Below are 17747 nucleotides of genomic sequence, written 5' to 3'. Positions count from 1 at the left end.
CTGCCTATTACTCGCGGGTATATGGGCAGTTCGCTCCCGGACTACCCCACTTTTCGCGCCACGATCAGCTCGCCGACCCCGGGCATCGGCGTCGTCTCGACCACGAACCCGGCATCGGCCAGGTCGGCGAACAGTGCCGGCCTGGGATGGGTGCGGTAGTACATGACGAACTTCGGCCGCCACACCGCGTTGCGCACCCGCATCACCAGGTCGAAGCCGGTGAGCAGCCAGTAGGCCGGGTGAGTCGGTCCCGGCGCCCGGCTGACCGGCAGCACGAACACCCCGCCGGGCCGCAGCGCCCGGAAGATGCCGTCGAACAGCGGCGGCCGCTCCTCCAGCAGGAAGTGCCCCAACGCCCCGAAGCTCACCACCAGGTCGTACGCAGCCTCGAACGGCAGCGCGCGAGCATCCGCACGCACCAGGTCGGCGTCCGGGTGAGCGGCCCTGGCCTGCTCGAGCATCCCTACACTGAAGTCGACCCCGGTCGGCGCCTCCGCAGTCGCCTCCGCGAGCAGCTCCAGCCCCGCCCCTGTCCCGGTGCACACATCGAGGCCCCGCTCGAACGGCCCGTGCTCCCGCAGCGCCGTGATCGTCGCGGCGAGCATCCAGTCCGGTGTCCGGAACGGCGTCGCGTCGAACTTCGGCGCCAGCAGGTCATAGCCATGCTCCACCGACGACAGCGCCTGCACGGCGAGCTCACGAAGCGATGGCCCCTCCACCCTTGAACCCTAGCCTCGACGTAGGAGGGCTGGGGCCCGTATTCGACCCCAGCCCTCCTACGTTCCGAGCTCACAATTCTCGCTGCAAGGCGCCGGGGCGCCTGGCCAACCGCCCTTGGCCAGGATGCGGCCGATCCTCGTCGCCGTGCGACACGAGGTTCCGTAGACCTGCCGCCAGCGGAGCCGCGCCGTGAGACGGTCCACCAGGGCCAGGTCGTCGAGATCTCGGTCGGCATCCTTTCCCTGGTCATCCCACGAGTCATGGCCGACCCGCCCGTCAAGTTCCACCACCAACCCATAGGCCTCGTAGTCGATGTCGCGATATTGGTTGCCTCCCTCGGTGCGTCTCAGCGCTTGACGTGTGCCGATCGGGAGTCCGTGAGCGCGCTCGACCCTGGTGAGGTAGCCGTGCTCGAGGACCGAGTCGGTCCCCAAGGCGAGATCCTCGAGCAGATCAGCGATCCAGGCGCGCCGACGGAGCCTCGGAAACCGCTTCAGCGCCATGCGCACCTCGCCCACACTCACACCACGCCGTCCGACCCCACGGCCGATCACACCGATCACATCGATCTCGTCGGTGGCCTCGCCGGCCATCAGCAGCAGGTTGTCCTCGAGCCGCAGCCGAGGCATGGCGTCAGGGAACGAGTGCTTGTCGAGATCGACGATGCGGTGCAGAACGATCCCCGGCTGCGGGTCGACCCGACGCCTCTGATCGATCGCGACATGGATCGGATCAGCGTCTCGCTGCTTGCGCGGCTCGGCGAGGGTCGGCCCGCAGACCGCCGACCTACCGGCGTAGAGGATCGCCGCCCAGACGCGCTGTTCGAAGGTGAGCGGACCGGTGTGGGTGACGTAGACACGCGGATGGACACGGCGCGCCTCGTTGCGGCGTACGGCGCTCTTGATGTCCGACTTCGTCCAGCCGCACTCGGTGAGCTGCGCACGAGAGACCACCCCTGCCTGCATCTGCAGGAGGGTCGAATACCACTCGAGGTCGGCGACTGCGCTCACGTCGACGACGCTAGCCGCGCCCACCGACACCCAACCCGATCTGACTGAACGTAGGAGGGCTGGAGCCACATCTGGGCTCCAGCCCTCCTACGTTGCATCAGCAGACTCAGGCCTTGGCGACCGCGATGCTCGCCTTCTCGCCGTCGCCCAGGTCGACCGGGTTGCCCTCGAGCGAGTCGACCACGTCGTACGTCGTGGCGAGGGTCTCGCGGGCGATGAGGTCGGCGTGGGTGGTGGCGGCCTCGCGGACCGTCGAGGAGCCGGTCACCGACAGGGTGATGCGGTCCTCGACGTTGAGGCCGGAGTCCTTGCGGGCCTGCTGGACCGCGCGGATCAGGTCGCGGGCCAGGCCCTCGGCGGCGAGATCGGGGGTGACGACCGTGTCCAGGACGATGAAGCCGGCAGGCAACATGGTGACGGCGATGTCGTCGGAGGCGGCGCCGGCGACGGTCTCCAGGGTGTATTCACCCTCGACCAGTGCCAGGCCACCGGCAACGACCTCACCGGACTCGGAGACCGACCAGTCACCGGACTTCGAGCCCTTGATGGCCTTCTGGACGTCCTTGCCCAGGCGCGGACCGGCTGCCCGGGCGTTGACGGCGAGCTTCTGCTCGATGCCGTAGGTGCCGGCCTCGTCCGAGTCGGCGGCGAGCAGCCGGACGGACTTGACGTTGACCTCGTCGGCGACGATCTCCTCGAAGCCGGCGATGTCGGCGCCGACCACGGTCAGGCCACCGAGCGGCAGGCGGTTGCGGAGCTTGCGCGCCTTGCGCAGGGCGGAGGTCGAGGAGCAGACCGCGCGCACGGCGTCCATCCGGGCGACCAGGTCGTCATCAGCAGGCAGATCGGAGACGACCGGGTAGTCGGCCAGGTGCACCGAGCGGCCACCGGTCAGTCCGCGCCAGATCTCCTCGGCGGTCAGCGGCAGCAGCGGCGCGACCAGGCGGGTCACCGTCTCCAGCACCGTGTAGAGGGTGTCGAAGGCGGCCTTGTCCTCGTTCCAGAACCGCTCCCGCGACCGGCGGATGTACCAGTTCGTGAGCACGTCGATGAACCGCTGCGTCGCCTCGCACGCCTCGGCGACGTAGTAGTCGTCCATCGCGGAGGTCATCTCGGCGACGTAGTCGCGCAGCTTGGCCAGGACGTAGCGGTCCAGCGGGTCCGTGGACGCCGTCGAGCCGGTGGTCTCCAGGTCGGCCGCGTTGGCGTAGAGCTGGAAGAAGTACCAGCTGTTCCACAGCGGGATCATCACCTGGCGTACGGAGTCCCGGATGCCCTGCTCGGTGACGACCAGGTTGCCGCCGCGCAGGATCGGCGAGGACATCAGGAACCAGCGCATCGCGTCGGCGCCGTCGCGGTCGAAGACCTCGTTGACGTCCGGGTAGTTGCGCAACGACTTGGACATCTTCTGGCCGTCCGAGCCCAGCACGATCCCGTGGCTGATGCAGCTCGAGAACGCCGGGCGGTCGAAGAGCGCGGTCGCCAGGATGTGAAGGGTGTAGAACCAGCCGCGGGTCTGGCCGATGTACTCGACGATGAAGTCGCCCGGGAAGTGGTGCTCGAACCACTCCTCGTTCTCGAACGGGACATGGTTCTGGGCGAACGACATCGAGCCCGAGTCGAACCAGACGTCGAGTACGTCGGAGACCCGGCGCATCATCGACTTGCCGGTCGGGTCGTCCGGGTTGGGACGGACCAGGTCGTCGATGTAGGGACGGTGCAGGTCGGGGTTGCCCTCGGCGTCCTGCGGCAGGGTGCCGAAGTCACGCTCGAGCTCGGCGAAGGAGCCGTAGACGTCGAGGCGCGGGTAGGCCGGGTCGTCCGACTTCCACACCGGCACCGGCGAGCCCCAGAAGCGGTTGCGGGTGATCGACCAGTCGCGGGCGTTCTCCAGCCACTTGCCGAACTGGCCGTCCTGGATGTGCTCGGGCACCCAGCGGATCTGCTGGTTGAGCTCGAGCATCCGGTCCTTGATCTTGGTGACCTCGACGAACCAGCTGCTCACACCTTTGTAGATGAGCGGCTGGCGGCAGCGCCAGCAGTGCGGGTAGGAGTGGTTGTAGGACTCGCGGCGCAGCAGGATCGTGCCCGGCGACACCGATCCCCCGGCCTCGCCGCGGGTGACCGCCTTGAGGTGGTCCATGATCTGCAGGTTGGCGTCGAAGACGAGCATCCCGGCGTACTCGTTGACCGGCGCGGTGAACCTGCCGTCCTTGCCGACCGGCATCACCGCCTCGATGTTCTCCCGGTCGGTGACCTCCTTGTCGACCTCACCGAACGCACCGGCGGTGTGCACGACACCGGTGCCGTCCGTGGTCGTGACCGCGTCGTCGGCCGCCACCACACGGAAGGCGTTCTCGCGTCCGGCGTAGTAGGAGAACGGCGGGGTGTAGCTGCGCCCGAGCAGCTCTGCGCCCTTGTAGCGGCCCAGGACCGTCGCCTCGTCCGCGTCCGGGAAGAGCTCCTTCTTGTACGCCGCGAGCCGAGCCTCCGCGAGGAGGTACTTGGCCACCTGGTCGGTGCCCGGGACCGGCCCCTCGACGACGACGTAGTCGATCTCGGAGCCGACCATCACGGCCAGGTTGGACGGCAGCGTCCAGGGCGTGGTGGTCCAGATCAGGACGTGGGCGCCGTCGAGGACCTCGTCCTCACCGGTGGCCTCGAGCGGGTAGCCGACGGTGACCGCCGGGTCCTGGCGGTCCTTGTAGACGTCGTCGTCCATCCGCAGCTCGTGGTTGGACAGCGGGGTCTCGTCCTGCCAGCAGTAGGGCAGGACGCGGAAGCCCTCGTAGACCAGGCCCTTGTCGTAGAGCGTCTTGAACGCCCAGATCACCGACTCCATGTAGTCGGGGTTCAGGGTCTTGTAGTCGTTGTCGAAGTCCACCCAGCGCGCCTGGCGGGTGACGTAGTCGCGCCACTCGCCGGTGTACTTCAGCACCGAGGCGCGGCTGGCCGCGTTGAACTTGTCGATGCCCATCTCGACGATCTCGTCGGTCGTCTTGAGACCGAGCTGGCGCATCGCCTCGAGCTCGGCGGGCAGGCCGTGGGTGTCCCACCCGAAGCGCCGCTCGACGCGCTTGCCGCGCATCGTCTGGTAGCGCGGGACGATGTCCTTCACGTAGCCGGTCAGCAGGTGGCCGTAGTGCGGCAGGCCGTTGGCGAACGGCGGGCCGTCGTAGAAGACGAACTCGTTCTCGCCGTTCTCACCGGCGTCACGGTTGTCGATGCTCGCCTGGAACGTCCCGTCCTTCTTCCAGTAATCGAGAATCTGCGTCTCGATCTCCGGGAATCGTGGGCTGGCCGGGACAGTGGCTGAACTGACCTTGGGATAGGCCATCGGCGGCATCTCCTGCTGGGTGGTAGTGGGTTGTTGTCACCACAGGGACGATCTTGCGACCGCGGTACCACCCTGCTTACCCATGCCTGGGCCACTTCGTTTCGGCTGTGACGGGCCACTCCCGCCGGGTTCTACTTGCCTTCGATCTGCCTGGAGGCTTTCTTCCCGGGGCTCGCCGCTGATGACGGCTCGAACGCCTGTAAGGAAGAGAGTACGCCGCCCGACGCCCACCGCGCGAACCCGATTACACCGCGCGCCACATCCGCACGTGCGGACCGATCTCGGGGTCGTCCCACGGCTCACCGATCTCCTGGAAGCCGGCCCGCTCGTAGAACGGCACCGCCGGCGTACGCGCGTTGCACCAGACCAGCCCACCGCCCTCGGCCACGACATGGTCCAGCGCCGCCTGCAGCACCTCGGCTCCGACACCCTTGCCGCGCCATCCGTCCGCCGTCGCCATCCCCCGGATCCGCCACCCCTTCCCGGGGTGTTCGGCCAGGTCAGGGCATGCTTCCGGGAAGAGCCCGACGCACCCGATCAGCTGCCCGTCCGCGTCGTGCGCTGCGTACGTCGCTACTCCCGGGAGGTCATCCCCCGTCAGCCTCGCCGCCTCCGGCGGCCCGCCGTTGCGCAACACCTTCGCCCGCAACGGATACGTCTCCTCGACCGCCACCCGGCGCACCTCGATCACGTCGTGACCCTAGCCGCGCAAGCAATCGGGTCGGGCGGCGGCGGGCGAGGAAGTGGGCGAGCTCGTCGAGGTGGTCGGTGTTGATCCAGTCGACGCCGGCGTCGAGCTGGACCTGCCAGATGCGGCGACGGTTGTGGCGGACGACGGCGGGGGCGCCCCACAGGCGGACGGGCCAGCCGGCGGCGTGGGCGCGAGCGACCAGGGCGTGCAGGCGGCGCCGGGCCAGGAAGGGGCCGATGCCGCGCCAGGTGAAGTGGTCGATCCAGCTGGCGCTGACCATGCCGACGAGACCTGCGGGCAGGTCGCTGTCGAGGTCGTCGAAGGTGGCGTCGTAGAACGCGCGCCGCAGGGGCGCCGCGGCCATCGCCAGGCGGTCGCGTTGGCCGGAGAGGATCACGGTGACCGGTCCGACCTGGACCGATCCGTCACGGCAGAGGCTGAACACCGGGTCGTACGCGGCGAGCTGCCGCTCGAGCACCTGCCAGGCCTCCACGCCGCCGGACTTCACGTCGACGACCAGCTGGAAGGTGCCGTCCCAGGACGGGTGCACCGAGCCGTCGTTGGCGGTCACCAGTGCGGCGAGCGGCTCCAGATAGAGGTCTCGCAGCGTACGGGTCGGGTCGGGGTCGAAGTGACCGAGGAAGAGCTCGTCGTCGACGAGCCAGACGTCGGCCTCGACCGAGGTGAAGCGGTGGCCGAGGGCGTCCAGGAGCGGTCGTTCGTGCTCGTAGTCGTTGTGCGCGTGCGCGTACGCGAGCGGGCCGAGGACCTTGAGGACACCCGATCCGTCGGCGTGTGCGGGCGCGGCCCGGAAGACTCCGGCGAGCATCGAGAGCGGCGCCAGGAGGAGCGAGCTGAGGCGGGAGATCCACAAACGCATCCGCGTACCCTCCCGCACCCACCGAACGCGCCCGCACCGAGGGGGCACCTGGCAGGATGCGGGGCCATGAGCCTGATTCGCTACGAGTACGCCGACGGTTGCGCCCGCATCACGATGACCAACGCCGACCGGGGCAACGTGTTCTCCCCCGCGGCCGGCGAGGAGCTGCTGGCGGCGATCCTGCGGGCGAAGGCGGACTCGGCGCGGGTGATCGTGCTCGCCGCGGAGGGGAAGTACTTCTCGGTCGGAGGCGACCTGGCCGGGTTCGCGGCCGCCGACGATCTCGGCCCCTACATCCTCGAGCTCGCCGAGGGCGCGAACCGGATGATCACCGAGCTGGTCCGCTGCGACGCGATCGTGGTCAGCGCCGTCCAGGGCACCGCCGCCGGGGTCGGTTTCCCACTGGCCGCGGCCGCCGACATCGTCATCGCTGCCGACCGGGCGAAGTTCAGTCTCGCCTATGCGAAGGTCGGCCTCTCGGTCGACGGGGGCGGCTCGCTCCTCGTGCACACCCTGGGTCTGCACCGGGTGCTCCGGCTGACCCTGCTGGGCGACATGCTCTCCGCGACCGAGGCGCTCGAGGCCGGGCTGGTCGCCCGCGTCGTACCTGCCGACGACCTCGCCACCACGGTCGACGAGGTCGTCGCGACCCTGCTCTCCGGCTCCCCCGAGGCGCTCGCCCGCACCAAGCACCTGATCCGCGACGTCGCCGACCCCAACCCCGAGTCCGCGCTGCGCCGCGAGGCGCAGTCCATCTCCGCGCTCGGTGGCTCAGCCTCGGGCCGCGAGGGCATCAACGCGTTCCTGGAGAAGCGGCCGCCCAGCTTCACCGGCTGAAATCGCTGGCCGAAAGGCGCTCGTTCCGCGAGGGTGAGCCCATGAGCAGTGATCAGCGGCAGGTGGGATACGACGGCATCTGGCTCCCCGAGGGCGAGGACCCGCGCCACCAGGACGAGCAGGCCGTCGGCGAGCTGGCGACCTATCGGGACTACCTGCGCCACTACCGGCTCACCCTCGAGCTCAAGGGCCAGGACCTGACCCCGGAGCAGCTCGCCCGCCGAAGTGTGCCGCCGAGCACGATGAGCCTGCTCGGGCTGGTCAGGCACATGGCGAAGGTGGAGCACGGCTGGTTCCAGCGCGCCTTCCAGCAGCGGCTCGACGAGCCGCGGCCCTACTGGAGCGCCGATGCGCACGACATCGACTTCGACGGCGCCGAGCCGACCCAGGCCTGCGTGGATGAGGCGTACGCAGCCTGGAAGGAGCAGATCGCGCGGGCCGACGCGTGGCTCGACACCCAGACCGACGAGTCGATGGGTGATGTCGTGGTTTACAACAGCGACGGCGAGACCTCCTCCGTGCGCGACATCCTGGTCCACATGGTCGAGGAGTACGCCCGCCACGCAGGTCACGCCGACCTGCTGCGCGAGGTCATCGACGGGCGTACCGGGCAGTAGCCCCTCCGGCCGACGGACGACGCTTTCCTGAGACTAGGCTGAGAGACAGCGGTCACAACGACCGTACCGCGCTGAAGCTGAATCAGAGGGAGACCATGTCGACGTCGACCGCCAACCCCACCAGCTCGGGCCCACGGTCCGGGCCCCATGTGAAGTCCATCGTGATCTGGACCGCCGTCGCTGTCGTCGGCGCGGTCTGCTGGGCCGTGCTTGCCCTGTCCCGGGGCGAGGAGATCTCGGCACTGTGGATCCTGTTCGCCGCGCTGGCCTCGTACGCGATCGCCTACCGGTTCTACTCGAAGTTCATCGCCAACAAGGTGTTGAAGGTCGATGACACCCGGGCCACCCCGGCCGAGCGGCTGGAGAACGGGCAGGACTTCGACGTCACCGACCGGCGCGTGCTCTTCGGGCACCACTTCGCCGCGATCGCCGGCGCGGGCCCGCTGGTCGGCCCGGTGCTCGCCGCGCAGATGGGCTACCTGCCGGGCACGATCTGGATCATCGTCGGCGTCATCTTCGCCGGTGCCGTCCAGGACATGGTCGTGTTGTTCTTCTCGATGCGCCGCGACGGCAAGAGCCTCGGCCAGATGGTGCGTGAGGAGATCGGCACCGTCGCCGGCGTGGCCGCGCTGATCGCCGTCTTCGCGATCATGATCATCATCTTGGCGGTGCTCGCGCTCGTCGTCGTCAACGCGCTCGCGGACTCCCCGTGGGGTGTCTTCTCGATCGGCCTCACCATCCCGATCGCGCTCTTCATGGGCTTCTACCTGCGCTACCTGCGCCCCGGCCGCGTCAGCGAGGTGACCGTCATCGGCGTCGCGCTGCTGCTGCTGGCGATCATCGGTGGTGGGTACGTCGAGGAGATGGGCCTGGCCAACGCCCTCACCCTCTCCCACGAGACCCTGGTGATCTGCCTGGTCGTCTACGGCTTCATCGCCTCGATCCTCCCGGTGTGGATGCTGCTCACCCCGCGTGACTACCTCTCCACCTTCATGAAGGTGGGCGTCATCGTGCTGCTGGCCGTCGGCCTGGTCCTCGCGGCCCCGATGCTGCAGAACGAGGCCGTCACCGACTTCGCCACCTCCGGTGAGGGTCCGGTCTTCGCCGGCAAGCTGTTCCCGTTCGTCTTCATCACCATCGCCTGCGGCGCCCTCTCCGGCTTCCACGCGCTGATCGCCTCCGGCACCACGCCGAAGATGGTCGCCAAGGAGAGCCAGGTCCGGATGATCGGCTACGGCGGCATGCTGATGGAGTCGTTCGTGGCGATCTCGGCCCTGATCGCAGCCTCGGTCATCGACCAGGGCATCTACTTCTCGATGAACGCCGCCGCCGGCGCGACCGGCGGCACCCCGGAGACCGCGGCCGCCTTCGTCAACGGGCTCGGCTTCTCGATCACCCCGGCCGACCTCGAGGCTGCCGCGGCCAGCGTGGAGGAGACGATCATCTCCCGCACCGGTGGCGCCCCGACCCTGGCATTCGGGATGTCGCTGATCTTCACCGAGGCGTTCGGCGGCGGCCTGGCCGCCTTCTGGTACCACTTCGCGATCATGTTCGAGGCGCTCTTCATCCTGACCGCCGTCGACGCCGGCACCCGCGTGGGCCGGTTCATGCTGCAGGACACGATCGGCAACGTCTGGAAGCGCTACGCCGACACCTCCTGGCGGCCGGCGGCCTGGTCGGCTTCCGCGCTGGTCGTACTGGCCTGGGGCTACATGCTCTGGATCGGCGTCGGTGACCCGCTCGGCGGGATCAATCAGCTGTTCCCGCTCTTCGGCATCGCCAACCAGCTGCTCGCCGCGATCGCCCTGACCCTGGCCACGGTGCTGATGTTCAAGCACGGTCTGGCCAAGTACGCCTGGGTGCCTGGCATCCCGCTGATCTGGGACCTCATCGTCACCATGACGGCGAGCTGGCAGAAGGTGTTCAGCGACAACCCCGCGATCGGCTACTTCGCCCAGGCCTCGGCCGCGCGCGAGGCACGCGACGCCGGTGAGCTCTACGGGGTTGCGAAGACCCCCGCGGACGTCGACCAGATCATCTACAACTCGACCCAGAGCGGCATCCTGCAGGCAGCGTTCGCGCTGCTGGTGATCGTGATCGTCGCCGGTGCCGCGGTGACCGTGGTCAAGGCGATCCGCGCCGGCGGGCTGCCCACCACCGAGGTCCCGAAGGCCGAGTCGAAGATCGTCGCGCCCTCCGACTTCTTCGCCACCAAGGAGGAGAAGGAAGCCGTACGCGAGTGGGAGGCCTCCCAGAAGGCGTCGGTCTCGTGAGTGTCTTGACCGAGCGTGTCTCCGGCGCCTGGCGGCTGCTCCGCCAGGCGACCGGGGAGGCGAAGTGGGACGAGTATCTGGCCCGGTGCGAGCGCGAGGACGTCGCGCCGATGACCCGGCGCGCGTTCGAGCGTCACCGGGCCGACGAGAAGGAGCACAACCCCCAGGCCCGCTGCTGCTAGCGGTCTAGCGGGGGTTGTCCTCGGCGAAGGCGGCGTCGAGCCAGGCGTACACCTGCGAGTCACCTCGGGTGACGAGCAGGACCACCTGCTTCTCGGCGTCGCCGACCGGCTTGCCATTGATCCAGCTCCGGACGATGTCGGAGGCGGCAAGGCGGACGACCTCGACGCCCTTGGCCATCGCCCACTCCGGCGCCGGGTGGCCCTTGCTGGTCGCCACACCGGGGATCTCGAGGGTCCAGGTGCCGTCCTCGGCCTGGATCAGGCGGGGCGTCGGCGGCGCGCTCTTCTTGCTCACGCGACCACCCCCGTAGCGCAAGCGCCAGAATACGGGCGCGGCCGCGTGTTGATTGGATGGTTCACTCGCTGACGCTCGCTCACCCGCCCATGTTCGCACGTCGAGACTGTCGATAAGGGACCACTCAGGCTCGGCCACTAGACTGCGCCCCGTGACGAATGCAGCTTGGGCCTTCGGCCTCGTGACGTACGCCGCCGACAACTCTGTGCTCGACGTGTGGTTCCCCGCGCCGCAGCTGGGCGAGAAGCCCGCCTCCGCGACCGCGCCGGCCGACCTGACCGCGCTCGAGGGCGCCGACGAGGTGCGTCAGGTGACCACGAAGGTCGAGCTCGTCGAGATCAAGGACCTCGACACCGCGCCGGTGACCACCGAGGACGTCTGGCTGCGACTCCACCTCCTCTCCCACCGCCTCGTGCAGCCGCACGGGCAGAACCTCGACGGCATCTTCGGCCTGCTCACCAACGTGGTGTGGACCAGCGCCGGCCCGTGCGCGGTCGAGGGCTTCGAGCTCACCCGCGCCCGGCTGCGCGCCGCGGGCCAGCACGTCACCGTCTACGGCGTGGACAAGTTCCCGAGGATGGTCGACTACGTCGTGCCCTCGGGGATTCGCATCGGCGACGCCGACCGCGTCCGCCTCGGCGCCCACCTGGCTTCCGGCACCACCGTGATGCACGAGGGCTTCGTCAACTTCAACGCCGGCACCCTCGGCGCCTCGATGGTCGAGGGCCGGATCTCCGGCGGTGTCGTCGTCGGCGACGGCTCCGACGTCGGTGGCGGCGCCTCGATCATGGGCACCCTCTCCGGTGGCGGCAAGGCCGTCATCTCCATCGGCGAGCGCTGCCTGCTCGGTGCCAACTCGGGCGTCGGCATCTCCCTGGGTGACGACGCGGTCGTCGAGGCCGGGTGCTACGTCACCTTCGGGACCAAGGTCACGCTCCCCGACGGCACCGTGACGAAGGCCGGCGAGCTGTCCGGCGCCTCCAACATCCTCTTCCGTCGCAACTCGGTCAGCGGCGCCATCGAGGCCGTTCCGTGGAAGGGCGAGGGCATCGAGCTCAACGCCGCCCTCCACGCCAACTGACTCTCACCGACGAGCAGAGTGCCGAGTTGAAGAAGCTTCTCACCGCCCTGGTGGTGCTCAGCGTCGTCGCCGGCGGCATCTACTGGGTCGTCCAGGCCGCGACGGACAAGCTGGACTCGATCCTGCCCGACCTGCAGCAGTGCACAGCGGTAGCGGGCGAGTACGAGGCGCGCTTCGACCCTGAGCAGATGGGCAACGCCGCCGTGATCACGGCACTCGGGCTCAAGCGCGGCCTGCCCGCGCGGGCGGCCACGATCGCGATCGCGACCGCGATCCAGGAGTCGAAGCTCTACAACATCAGCCACGGTGACCGGGACTCGCTCGGCCTCTTCCAGCAGCGCCCGTCGATGGGCTGGGGCACCGAGGAGCAGGTCCAGGACCCCGTCTACGCCACCAACAAGTTCTACGACGCGCTGGTGAAGATCGAAGGCTACGAGGACATGGTGGTCACCGAGGCGGCGCAGGAGGTGCAGCGCTCGGCCTATCCCGAGGCGTACGCCGACCACGAGGGCGAGGGCCGCGCGATCGCCTCCGCGATCAGCGGCTACTCCCCCGCCGCGCTGACTTGCCGGATCGACGAGCCCGAGGCCGGCTCCGGCAAGCCCCAGGCGACCAAGACCGAGGTCAACCAGCTGCTCGGCCAGATGGTCGGCCGCGCCCGGGTCGACGGCACCACCGTGGTCATCCCCGTCGACGCCGGCGAGACCGGCCAGCGCAACGGCTGGGCCGTCGCCCACTACGTACTCGCCCGGGCCAGCGAGTTCGGCGCCACCGCCATCGCCTACGACGGCCGCACCTGGTCCGCAGGCAAGGACGAGGAGTGGGCTGAGACCCCCAAGGTCTCCGGCGACCAGATCCTCGTCACCCTCGCCTGACCCCCTCTGCCGAAGCGTCAGGTAGGTCGGCCGAAGTGTCAGGTAGGTCGGCCGAGGCGTCACGCACGTCGCACGAGTTGGCAAACGTATGCCAACTCGGCCGACGTAAGTGACGCCTCGCCATGCCTGATCGCCGAAGCGTCACTCGCACCGATCGAGGCGTCAGATGCGTCGCACGAGTTGGCACTCGAGTGCCAACTCGGCCGACGTATCTGACGTCTCGGCGTCAGTCGGCTACGTCGACGTGGACGTGGTCGCGGTGCTCGAGGATGGCCTGGTCGCCGCCGCGGGGCGGGACGTCGTAGTCGCGCCAGCCGGCGGCGGAGCGGCGCTTGGTCCAGATGCGGTCGTCGAAGATGACGGTCTCGATGTCGAGGCGGTCCGCGTTGGCGACGAAGTACTGCGCCAGGGACCAGCCCTTGATGTTGTTGCGGGCGTTGATGGGTCGGAAGAAGTAGTCGACGGCGCGGCCCTCGTAGTGGGCCGAGCCGACCATGTGGCCGGTTGTCACCCCGCCGGGCTGGAAGCCGCCGTCGGGAACGTCCCCGAAGGCCTTGCGTACGTCATCACGCACCGTCTCCGCACGCGAGGTGAGCCCGGCGGCACTGAGCTGGTCCGAGACCTCGTCGGCACCGCCCTTGACCACGCACGAGAACGCCTCGGGGGTGTTCCCGGTCAGTGCCGAGGCGAGTGCCCGTGCCTCGGGCTCGGCGTCGCGGTAGCCATCGCGCGCGCCGTCGCTGATCTGCTGGGCGACCCCCGGTACGGACTGCTGGCGGTAGTCGGCGACCCCGGAGAGCCGGTCGTAGAGGCCGGCCGCCTTCACCGCATCCCGCCCGAGCGAGTGGTCGGCAATCTCGACAGCGAGCACGACCGAGGCAGCGCGGGCCGGGAGCCCGCGGCGTACGGCGATGGCGGCGATCGCCGAGGCGCGCTCGGCCTCGTCGATGGAGAGGTCGTAGGTCGCGTCCTCGGCAGTGACGGTGCAGGCCTCACGGGAGAGGACCGGGATGCCGCTGACCCCGACGCCGAGGAGCCGGAGGCCGGCGAAGACCAGGGCGACGGCGATCACGACGCCAAGGACGATCAGGTGCTTGCGCACCGGACGCAGCTGCTTGCGGGCTTCCCGCGCCGACTTCCGCAGCGCCTCGCGCGCCGGCTCCGGGAGCCTCGGCCCCGGAGGCCCCGGAGGAGCCGGAGGCGGGATGGTCGGCGGGCCCGTCGGGGTCCCCGGCTGTGCGCTCACTCCACCAATCTTCACCTATGGGGCAAACCCGGCCGGCTACGCCGTGAGGCGGGCGACGGCCGCGTCGACGCGCTCGTCGGTGGCGGTGAAGGCGATGCGTACGTGCTGGCTGCCGGCGCGGCCGTAGAAGCTGCCGGGAGCGGCGAGGATGCCGCGCTCGGCGAGCCATTCGACGGTGGCCCAGCAGTCCTCGTCGCGGGTGGACCACAGGTAGAGGGACGCCTCGGAGTGGTCGATGCGGAAGCCGGCCGACTCCAGCGCCGCCTTGAGCTTGGCGCGCCGCGCGGCGTAGCGGGCGTGCTGCTCCTTGGCGTGCTGGTCATCGCCCAGGGCGGTCACCATGGCGACCTGCTGCGGGCCGGGCATCATCAGACCGAGGTTCTTGCGGACCGCGAGGAGCTCACCGAGGACCGAGGCGTCACCGGCGACGAAGGCCTCGCGGTAGCCCGCGAGGTTGGAGCGCTTCGAGAGCGAGTGGACGGCGAGAAGACCGTCGAACGAACCACCACAGACGTCGGGATGCAGGATCGAGACCGGCGAGGCCTCCCACGCGCACTCGATGTAGCACTCGTCCGAGATCAGCAGCGTGCCGCGCTCGCGCGCCCACTCGACCGTCTTGCGCAGGTGCTCGACCGGGAGCACCCGGCCGCTCGGGTTGGACGGCGAGTTGATCCAGAGGATCCGCGGCGCCTTCGGGCCGAGTGCGACCAGCGAGTCGGTGGCGACGGTGTCGGCACCGACGAGCGCCGCCGAGACCTCGTAGGTCGGGTAGGCGAGCTCTGGATAGGCGATCAGGTCACCCTGGCCGATGCCCAGGTGCAGCGGCAGCGAGCCGATCAGCTCCTTCGAGCCGATCACCGGCAGCACGTTCTCGAGCCCGAGGCCCGAGACCCCGTGGTTGCGCGCGAGCCAGTCGATCGCGGCCTGACGGACCGCCGGGGTCCCGATGGTGGTCGGGTAGCCCGGTGAGTCGGCCGCCTCGGCGAGCGCCTTCTGGATCACCGCGGGCGTCGGGTCGACCGGCGTGCCGATCGAGAGGTCGACCAGCCCGCCGTCGTGCGCGGACGCCTTCTCCTTGAACGGCGCGAGCTTGTCCCAGGGGAAGTCAGGCAGCCGCTGTGAAACGAGCATCAGTCCTGGTTCTGCGGGGGCAGCGCGGCGACGAACGGGTGGTCCTTGTCGATCTCACCCATGCGGGCGGCACCACCGGGCGAACCGAGGTCGTCGAAGAACTTGACGTTGGCGTCGTAGTACTCCTTCCACTCCTCCGGGGTGTCGTCCTCGTAGAAGATCGCCTCGGGCGGGCACACCGGCTCGCAGGCGCCGCAGTCGACACACTCGTCGGGGTGGATGTAGAGCATCCGCTTGCCCTCGTAGATGCAGTCCACCGGACATTCGTCGACGCAAGCCTTGTCCTTCACGTCAACACAGGGCTGGGCGATGACGTACGTCATTCGGGGCTCCTCCAAGCGGGGTATCACGAAAGTCAGAGGGGCACTGCTGGCCCTTCAGGGGACAGCCTAGTATCCCCACGTGCCTGCTCATCTCCTGGGACCACATGTCGTCGGCAAGCGGATCGTCATCCGCCGCCTCGTCACCGGTGAGACCGGCCCCACGGGCGGCCCCGCCTTCACCGACATCCTCGGAGTCTGTACGTCCTGGGCCGACGGCACCGCGGTCATCGAGCGTGAGTCCGGGGAGCGAGTCAGCGTGCCCGTCGCCGAGATCGTCTCCGGCAAACCGGTCCCGCCGCGGCCGAACGTACGCCTGCGGATCGGGGTACGCGAGGGCGAGCTGCTCAGCGCCGCGATCTTCCCCGGCACCACCTCGGAGCCGTTGGGCGAGTGGGTGCTCTTCGACCACGAGGTGTCCGTCCGCCGGCGGCCCAACTCCGCGCTGGCGATCGGCGACCCCGGCATCGGGCTGGACGCCGCGATCGACAAGATCGAGAGCTACTACCGCAGCCGCCACAAGCGACCGCGCGCCAAGATCGAGGTCGGCTCCACGGCCGAGGAGGCTCTGGTCGCGCGCGGCTGGGTCGAGGACGTGACCGTCGGGTTCCAGCTCGCCGGGCTCGCCGCCACCCGCCGCATCCTGCCTCCGCCCGTCGAGGATGCCCGCGTCGAGGTCCAGGCGAACGACGCGCAGGTGCTGATCACTCTCGGCGACACCGCCCGGATCATGGGCACGATGGAACGCGACTGGCTGGCCATCCACGACCTCGAGGTCGCCGAGTCACACCGCCGCCAGGGCCTCGCGACCAAGGCCCTCGCCACCCTGCTCGAGTGGGGCGCCGAACGCGGCGCCCGCGCCGCCTGGCTGCACGTCGAGACCACCAACGCCCCCGGCCTCGCCCTCTACGAGAGCCTTGGCTTCACCGAGCACCACCGCTGCCGCTACTACGCCTCGCCCACGCTGTAGAGATTCAGCCCGCCAGCAGGTCCCACAGGTTGCCGAACGGGTCCCTGAAGACCTGGAGGGTGCCGTACGCCTCCTCGCGCACCGGTCCGACGAGCTCGATCCCGGCGCCGACCAGCCTCTCGTACGCCGCCGCGAAGTCGTCCACCCGCAGGAAGAACGTCACCCGGCCGCCGGTCTGGTCACCGACCCTCGCGGCCTGCGCCGGGCCGTCAGCCCGGGCGAGCAGGAACCCGGTGCCGCCGCCGGGCGGACGTACGACCACCCAGCGCTTCGGGCGGCCGTCGTTCGTGGTCGCGGGGACGTCCTCGGTGACCTCGAAGCCGAGGGCGTCGCGGAAGAACTCCGCCGCCTCGTCGTAGTCGGGAACGACGATCGTGACCAGGTCCAGGCGCATGGTTGAACGGTAGTCGGGCACCTGGGCGCGATCAGCAGGTCTTCAGAGCGGGCGAGGCGGGGCCTTCGTGGGTGAGCGCGTCGAGGGTGAGAGCGATGGCGGAGGCGCTCATCGGGATGAGCAGGTGCTCGGAGAGGTCGAGGGCGCAGGCGTCCTGGATGCGTACGTTGGTGGTGTTCGGGCCTTCGGCGAGGAAGCCCGAGGTGGAGGGGACGACGACCTCGTCGGTGGCACTGATGATCTGGGTGTAGGAGACGTCGCCCGGCGTCTCGTCTCCGGCGTTGAGTTCGGCGAGGAACGGTGACCCCGCGGCCTGCTGGGCGCACGAGACGCACAGTCCAGTGGTGCCCGTCGCGCCGCCGTCCATGAGGATCGAGGTGCCGTGGTTGGACGGGGCGAGGCCGATGAGGTCCTCGACATAGGCGGCGCCACCGAGGTTCTTGATGTAGTAGCGCGGCATCATGCCGCCCTGGGAGTGACCGACGAGGGACACCTTGTCGGCGTCGGTGACCTCGCGTACGCGCTCGATGAACTCAGCCAGGTGGGCCGCCGAGTCCCGGATGTCGCCGGTCGCGCGGTTGCCGTAGTCGAGCGAGTAGACGCAGAACCCGGCTCGCTTCATGGCCAGCGAGATCGGGTCCAGCAAAGACCGGCGGTCGCCGAAGGTGCCGTGCACCAGGATCACCGGCGTCGGGTGCGCTGCCGACGGCGCGCACGCCCAGTCGTTGGCCCCGGCGGGGTCGCCGTAGGGCGACCCGGGCAGCGGGATCCCGGTCCGGCTCTGCCCCGCCGCGGCGGGTGCGGAGATCGGGGCGAGGACGATTGCGACAGCAGCGAGAAGACTCAGCAGGAACGGGCGCATGCCCGCTTCAACGAACGGTTGTGATC

The 17747-nt window shown here is 69.4% G+C and carries 18 protein-coding genes; 7 read left to right on the top strand and 11 right to left on the bottom strand.

The features are described 5' to 3' along the window. Positions 1-41: 41 nt before the first annotated feature. From ACFU7D_RS21325 to ACFU7D_RS21305, 5 genes are all read right to left on the bottom strand, one after another. The gene (locus ACFU7D_RS21325; protein ID WP_378870867.1) at positions 42-719 is read right to left on the bottom strand and encodes a class I SAM-dependent methyltransferase; all 678 of its coding nucleotides are present in this window, start codon (positions 717-719) and stop codon (positions 42-44) included. 57 nt (positions 720-776) lie between these two features. Next, on the bottom strand, positions 777-1730 hold the full coding sequence (locus tag ACFU7D_RS21320; protein WP_378870864.1) for a hypothetical protein: 954 nt from the start codon (positions 1728-1730) through the stop codon (positions 777-779). 106 nt (positions 1731-1836) lie between these two features. Further along, complete coding sequence (gene ileS / locus ACFU7D_RS21315; protein ID WP_378870862.1) at positions 1837-5067, bottom strand: isoleucine--tRNA ligase; 3231 nt, start codon at positions 5065-5067, stop codon at positions 1837-1839. A 244-nt stretch (positions 5068-5311) separates the two neighbouring features. After that, positions 5312-5704: a GNAT family N-acetyltransferase gene (locus tag ACFU7D_RS21310; protein ID WP_378870869.1), complete on the bottom strand. Its 393-nt coding sequence runs from the start codon at positions 5702-5704 to the stop codon at positions 5312-5314. Further along, positions 5655-6638 (bottom strand): phosphatidylinositol-specific phospholipase C/glycerophosphodiester phosphodiesterase family protein, encoded by a 984-nt coding sequence (locus tag ACFU7D_RS21305; RefSeq protein WP_378870859.1) that lies wholly within the window; start codon positions 6636-6638, stop codon positions 5655-5657. The genes ACFU7D_RS21310 and ACFU7D_RS21305 overlap by 50 nt, the downstream gene beginning before the upstream one ends. A gap of 66 nt (positions 6639-6704) precedes the next feature. Here ACFU7D_RS21305 and ACFU7D_RS21300 point away from each other — a divergent pair, with 66 nt between their 5' ends. From ACFU7D_RS21300 to ACFU7D_RS21285, 4 genes are all read left to right on the top strand, one after another. Then, positions 6705-7475, top strand: a complete 771-nt coding sequence (locus ACFU7D_RS21300; RefSeq protein WP_378870857.1) for an enoyl-CoA hydratase/isomerase family protein — start codon at positions 6705-6707, stop codon at positions 7473-7475. 41 nt (positions 7476-7516) lie between these two features. After that, entirely contained in the window at positions 7517-8092 is a 576-nt protein-coding gene (locus ACFU7D_RS21295; RefSeq protein ID WP_378870854.1) for a DinB family protein, read from the top strand. Between the two features lie 95 nt (positions 8093-8187). Further along, positions 8188-10365 carry a carbon starvation CstA family protein gene (locus ACFU7D_RS21290; RefSeq protein WP_378870851.1) on the top strand — a complete coding sequence of 726 codons (2178 nt, stop codon included), beginning with the start codon at positions 8188-8190 and terminating at the stop codon, positions 10363-10365. Next, the gene (locus ACFU7D_RS21285; protein WP_378870848.1) at positions 10362-10547 is read left to right on the top strand and encodes a YbdD/YjiX family protein; all 186 of its coding nucleotides are present in this window, start codon (positions 10362-10364) and stop codon (positions 10545-10547) included. The genes ACFU7D_RS21290 and ACFU7D_RS21285 overlap by 4 nt, the downstream gene beginning before the upstream one ends. 4 nt (positions 10548-10551) lie before the next feature. On the opposite strand, the gene ACFU7D_RS21280 is transcribed toward ACFU7D_RS21285, so the two are convergent. After that, positions 10552-10842 carry a hypothetical protein gene (locus tag ACFU7D_RS21280; RefSeq protein WP_378870846.1) on the bottom strand — a complete coding sequence of 97 codons (291 nt, stop codon included), beginning with the start codon at positions 10840-10842 and terminating at the stop codon, positions 10552-10554. A gap of 151 nt (positions 10843-10993) precedes the next feature. Here ACFU7D_RS21280 and dapD point away from each other — a divergent pair, with 151 nt between their 5' ends. Then, the gene (gene dapD / locus ACFU7D_RS21275) at positions 10994-11923 is read left to right on the top strand and encodes a 2,3,4,5-tetrahydropyridine-2,6-dicarboxylate N-succinyltransferase (RefSeq protein WP_378870843.1); all 930 of its coding nucleotides are present in this window, start codon (positions 10994-10996) and stop codon (positions 11921-11923) included. 26 nt (positions 11924-11949) lie between these two features. Continuing rightward, the gene (locus tag ACFU7D_RS21270) at positions 11950-12798 is read left to right on the top strand and encodes a hypothetical protein (RefSeq protein ID WP_378870840.1); all 849 of its coding nucleotides are present in this window, start codon (positions 11950-11952) and stop codon (positions 12796-12798) included. A 226-nt stretch (positions 12799-13024) separates the two neighbouring features. On the opposite strand, the gene ACFU7D_RS21265 is transcribed toward ACFU7D_RS21270, so the two are convergent. From ACFU7D_RS21265 to fdxA, 3 genes are read right to left on the bottom strand one after another with little or no spacing between them, the layout of a single operon-like run. Then, positions 13025-14044 carry a hypothetical protein gene (locus ACFU7D_RS21265; RefSeq protein WP_378870837.1) on the bottom strand — a complete coding sequence of 340 codons (1020 nt, stop codon included), beginning with the start codon at positions 14042-14044 and terminating at the stop codon, positions 13025-13027. Between the two features lie 36 nt (positions 14045-14080). Beyond that, positions 14081-15175, bottom strand: a complete 1095-nt coding sequence (dapC, locus tag ACFU7D_RS21260) for a succinyldiaminopimelate transaminase (protein WP_378870835.1) — start codon at positions 15173-15175, stop codon at positions 14081-14083. Continuing rightward, on the bottom strand, positions 15175-15498 hold the full coding sequence (fdxA, locus tag ACFU7D_RS21255; protein WP_008358813.1) for a ferredoxin: 324 nt from the start codon (positions 15496-15498) through the stop codon (positions 15175-15177). Before fdxA ends, dapC begins: the two co-directional genes overlap by 1 nt. Positions 15499-15577: 79 nt before the next feature. Here fdxA and ACFU7D_RS21250 point away from each other — a divergent pair, with 79 nt between their 5' ends. Further along, complete coding sequence (locus ACFU7D_RS21250) at positions 15578-16465, top strand: GNAT family N-acetyltransferase (RefSeq protein ID WP_378870832.1); 888 nt, start codon at positions 15578-15580, stop codon at positions 16463-16465. 4 nt (positions 16466-16469) lie between these two features. Here the strand turns inward: ACFU7D_RS21250 and ACFU7D_RS21245 are convergent, their stop codons facing one another. Both ACFU7D_RS21245 and ACFU7D_RS21240 read right to left on the bottom strand, forming a co-directional pair. Then, positions 16470-16859, bottom strand: a complete 390-nt coding sequence (locus tag ACFU7D_RS21245) for a VOC family protein (protein ID WP_378870830.1) — start codon at positions 16857-16859, stop codon at positions 16470-16472. 31 nt (positions 16860-16890) lie between these two features. Further along, a partial coding sequence (locus ACFU7D_RS21240; RefSeq protein WP_378870828.1) for an esterase/lipase family protein occupies positions 16891-17747 on the bottom strand: 857 nt, incomplete at its 5' end.

It is taken from the genome of Nocardioides sp. NPDC057577 (genome assembly GCF_042801335.1).
Taxonomy (GTDB): Bacteria; Actinomycetota; Actinomycetes; order Propionibacteriales; family Nocardioidaceae; genus Nocardioides.
The sequence above is the reverse complement of the archived record's forward strand: the minus strand, read 5'-3'. Positions and strand labels throughout refer to the sequence as shown.

Coding starts and splice junctions, on each gene's coding strand:
- ileS (WP_378870862.1), bottom strand. CDS start 5,067: ATGGCCTATCCCAAGGTCAGTTCAGCCACTGTCCCGGCCAGCCCACGA.
- ACFU7D_RS21305 (WP_378870859.1), bottom strand. CDS start 6,638: ATGCGTTTGTGGATCTCCCGCCTCAGCTCGCTCCTCCTGGCGCCGCTC.
- ACFU7D_RS21300 (WP_378870857.1), top strand. CDS start 6,705: ATGAGCCTGATTCGCTACGAGTACGCCGACGGTTGCGCCCGCATCACG.
- ACFU7D_RS21295 (WP_378870854.1), top strand. CDS start 7,517: ATGAGCAGTGATCAGCGGCAGGTGGGATACGACGGCATCTGGCTCCCC.
- ACFU7D_RS21290 (WP_378870851.1), top strand. CDS start 8,188: ATGTCGACGTCGACCGCCAACCCCACCAGCTCGGGCCCACGGTCCGGG.
- dapC (WP_378870835.1), bottom strand. CDS start 15,175: ATGCTCGTTTCACAGCGGCTGCCTGACTTCCCCTGGGACAAGCTCGCG.
- fdxA (WP_008358813.1), bottom strand. CDS start 15,498: ATGACGTACGTCATCGCCCAGCCCTGTGTTGACGTGAAGGACAAGGCT.
- ACFU7D_RS21245 (WP_378870830.1), bottom strand. CDS start 16,859: ATGCGCCTGGACCTGGTCACGATCGTCGTTCCCGACTACGACGAGGCG.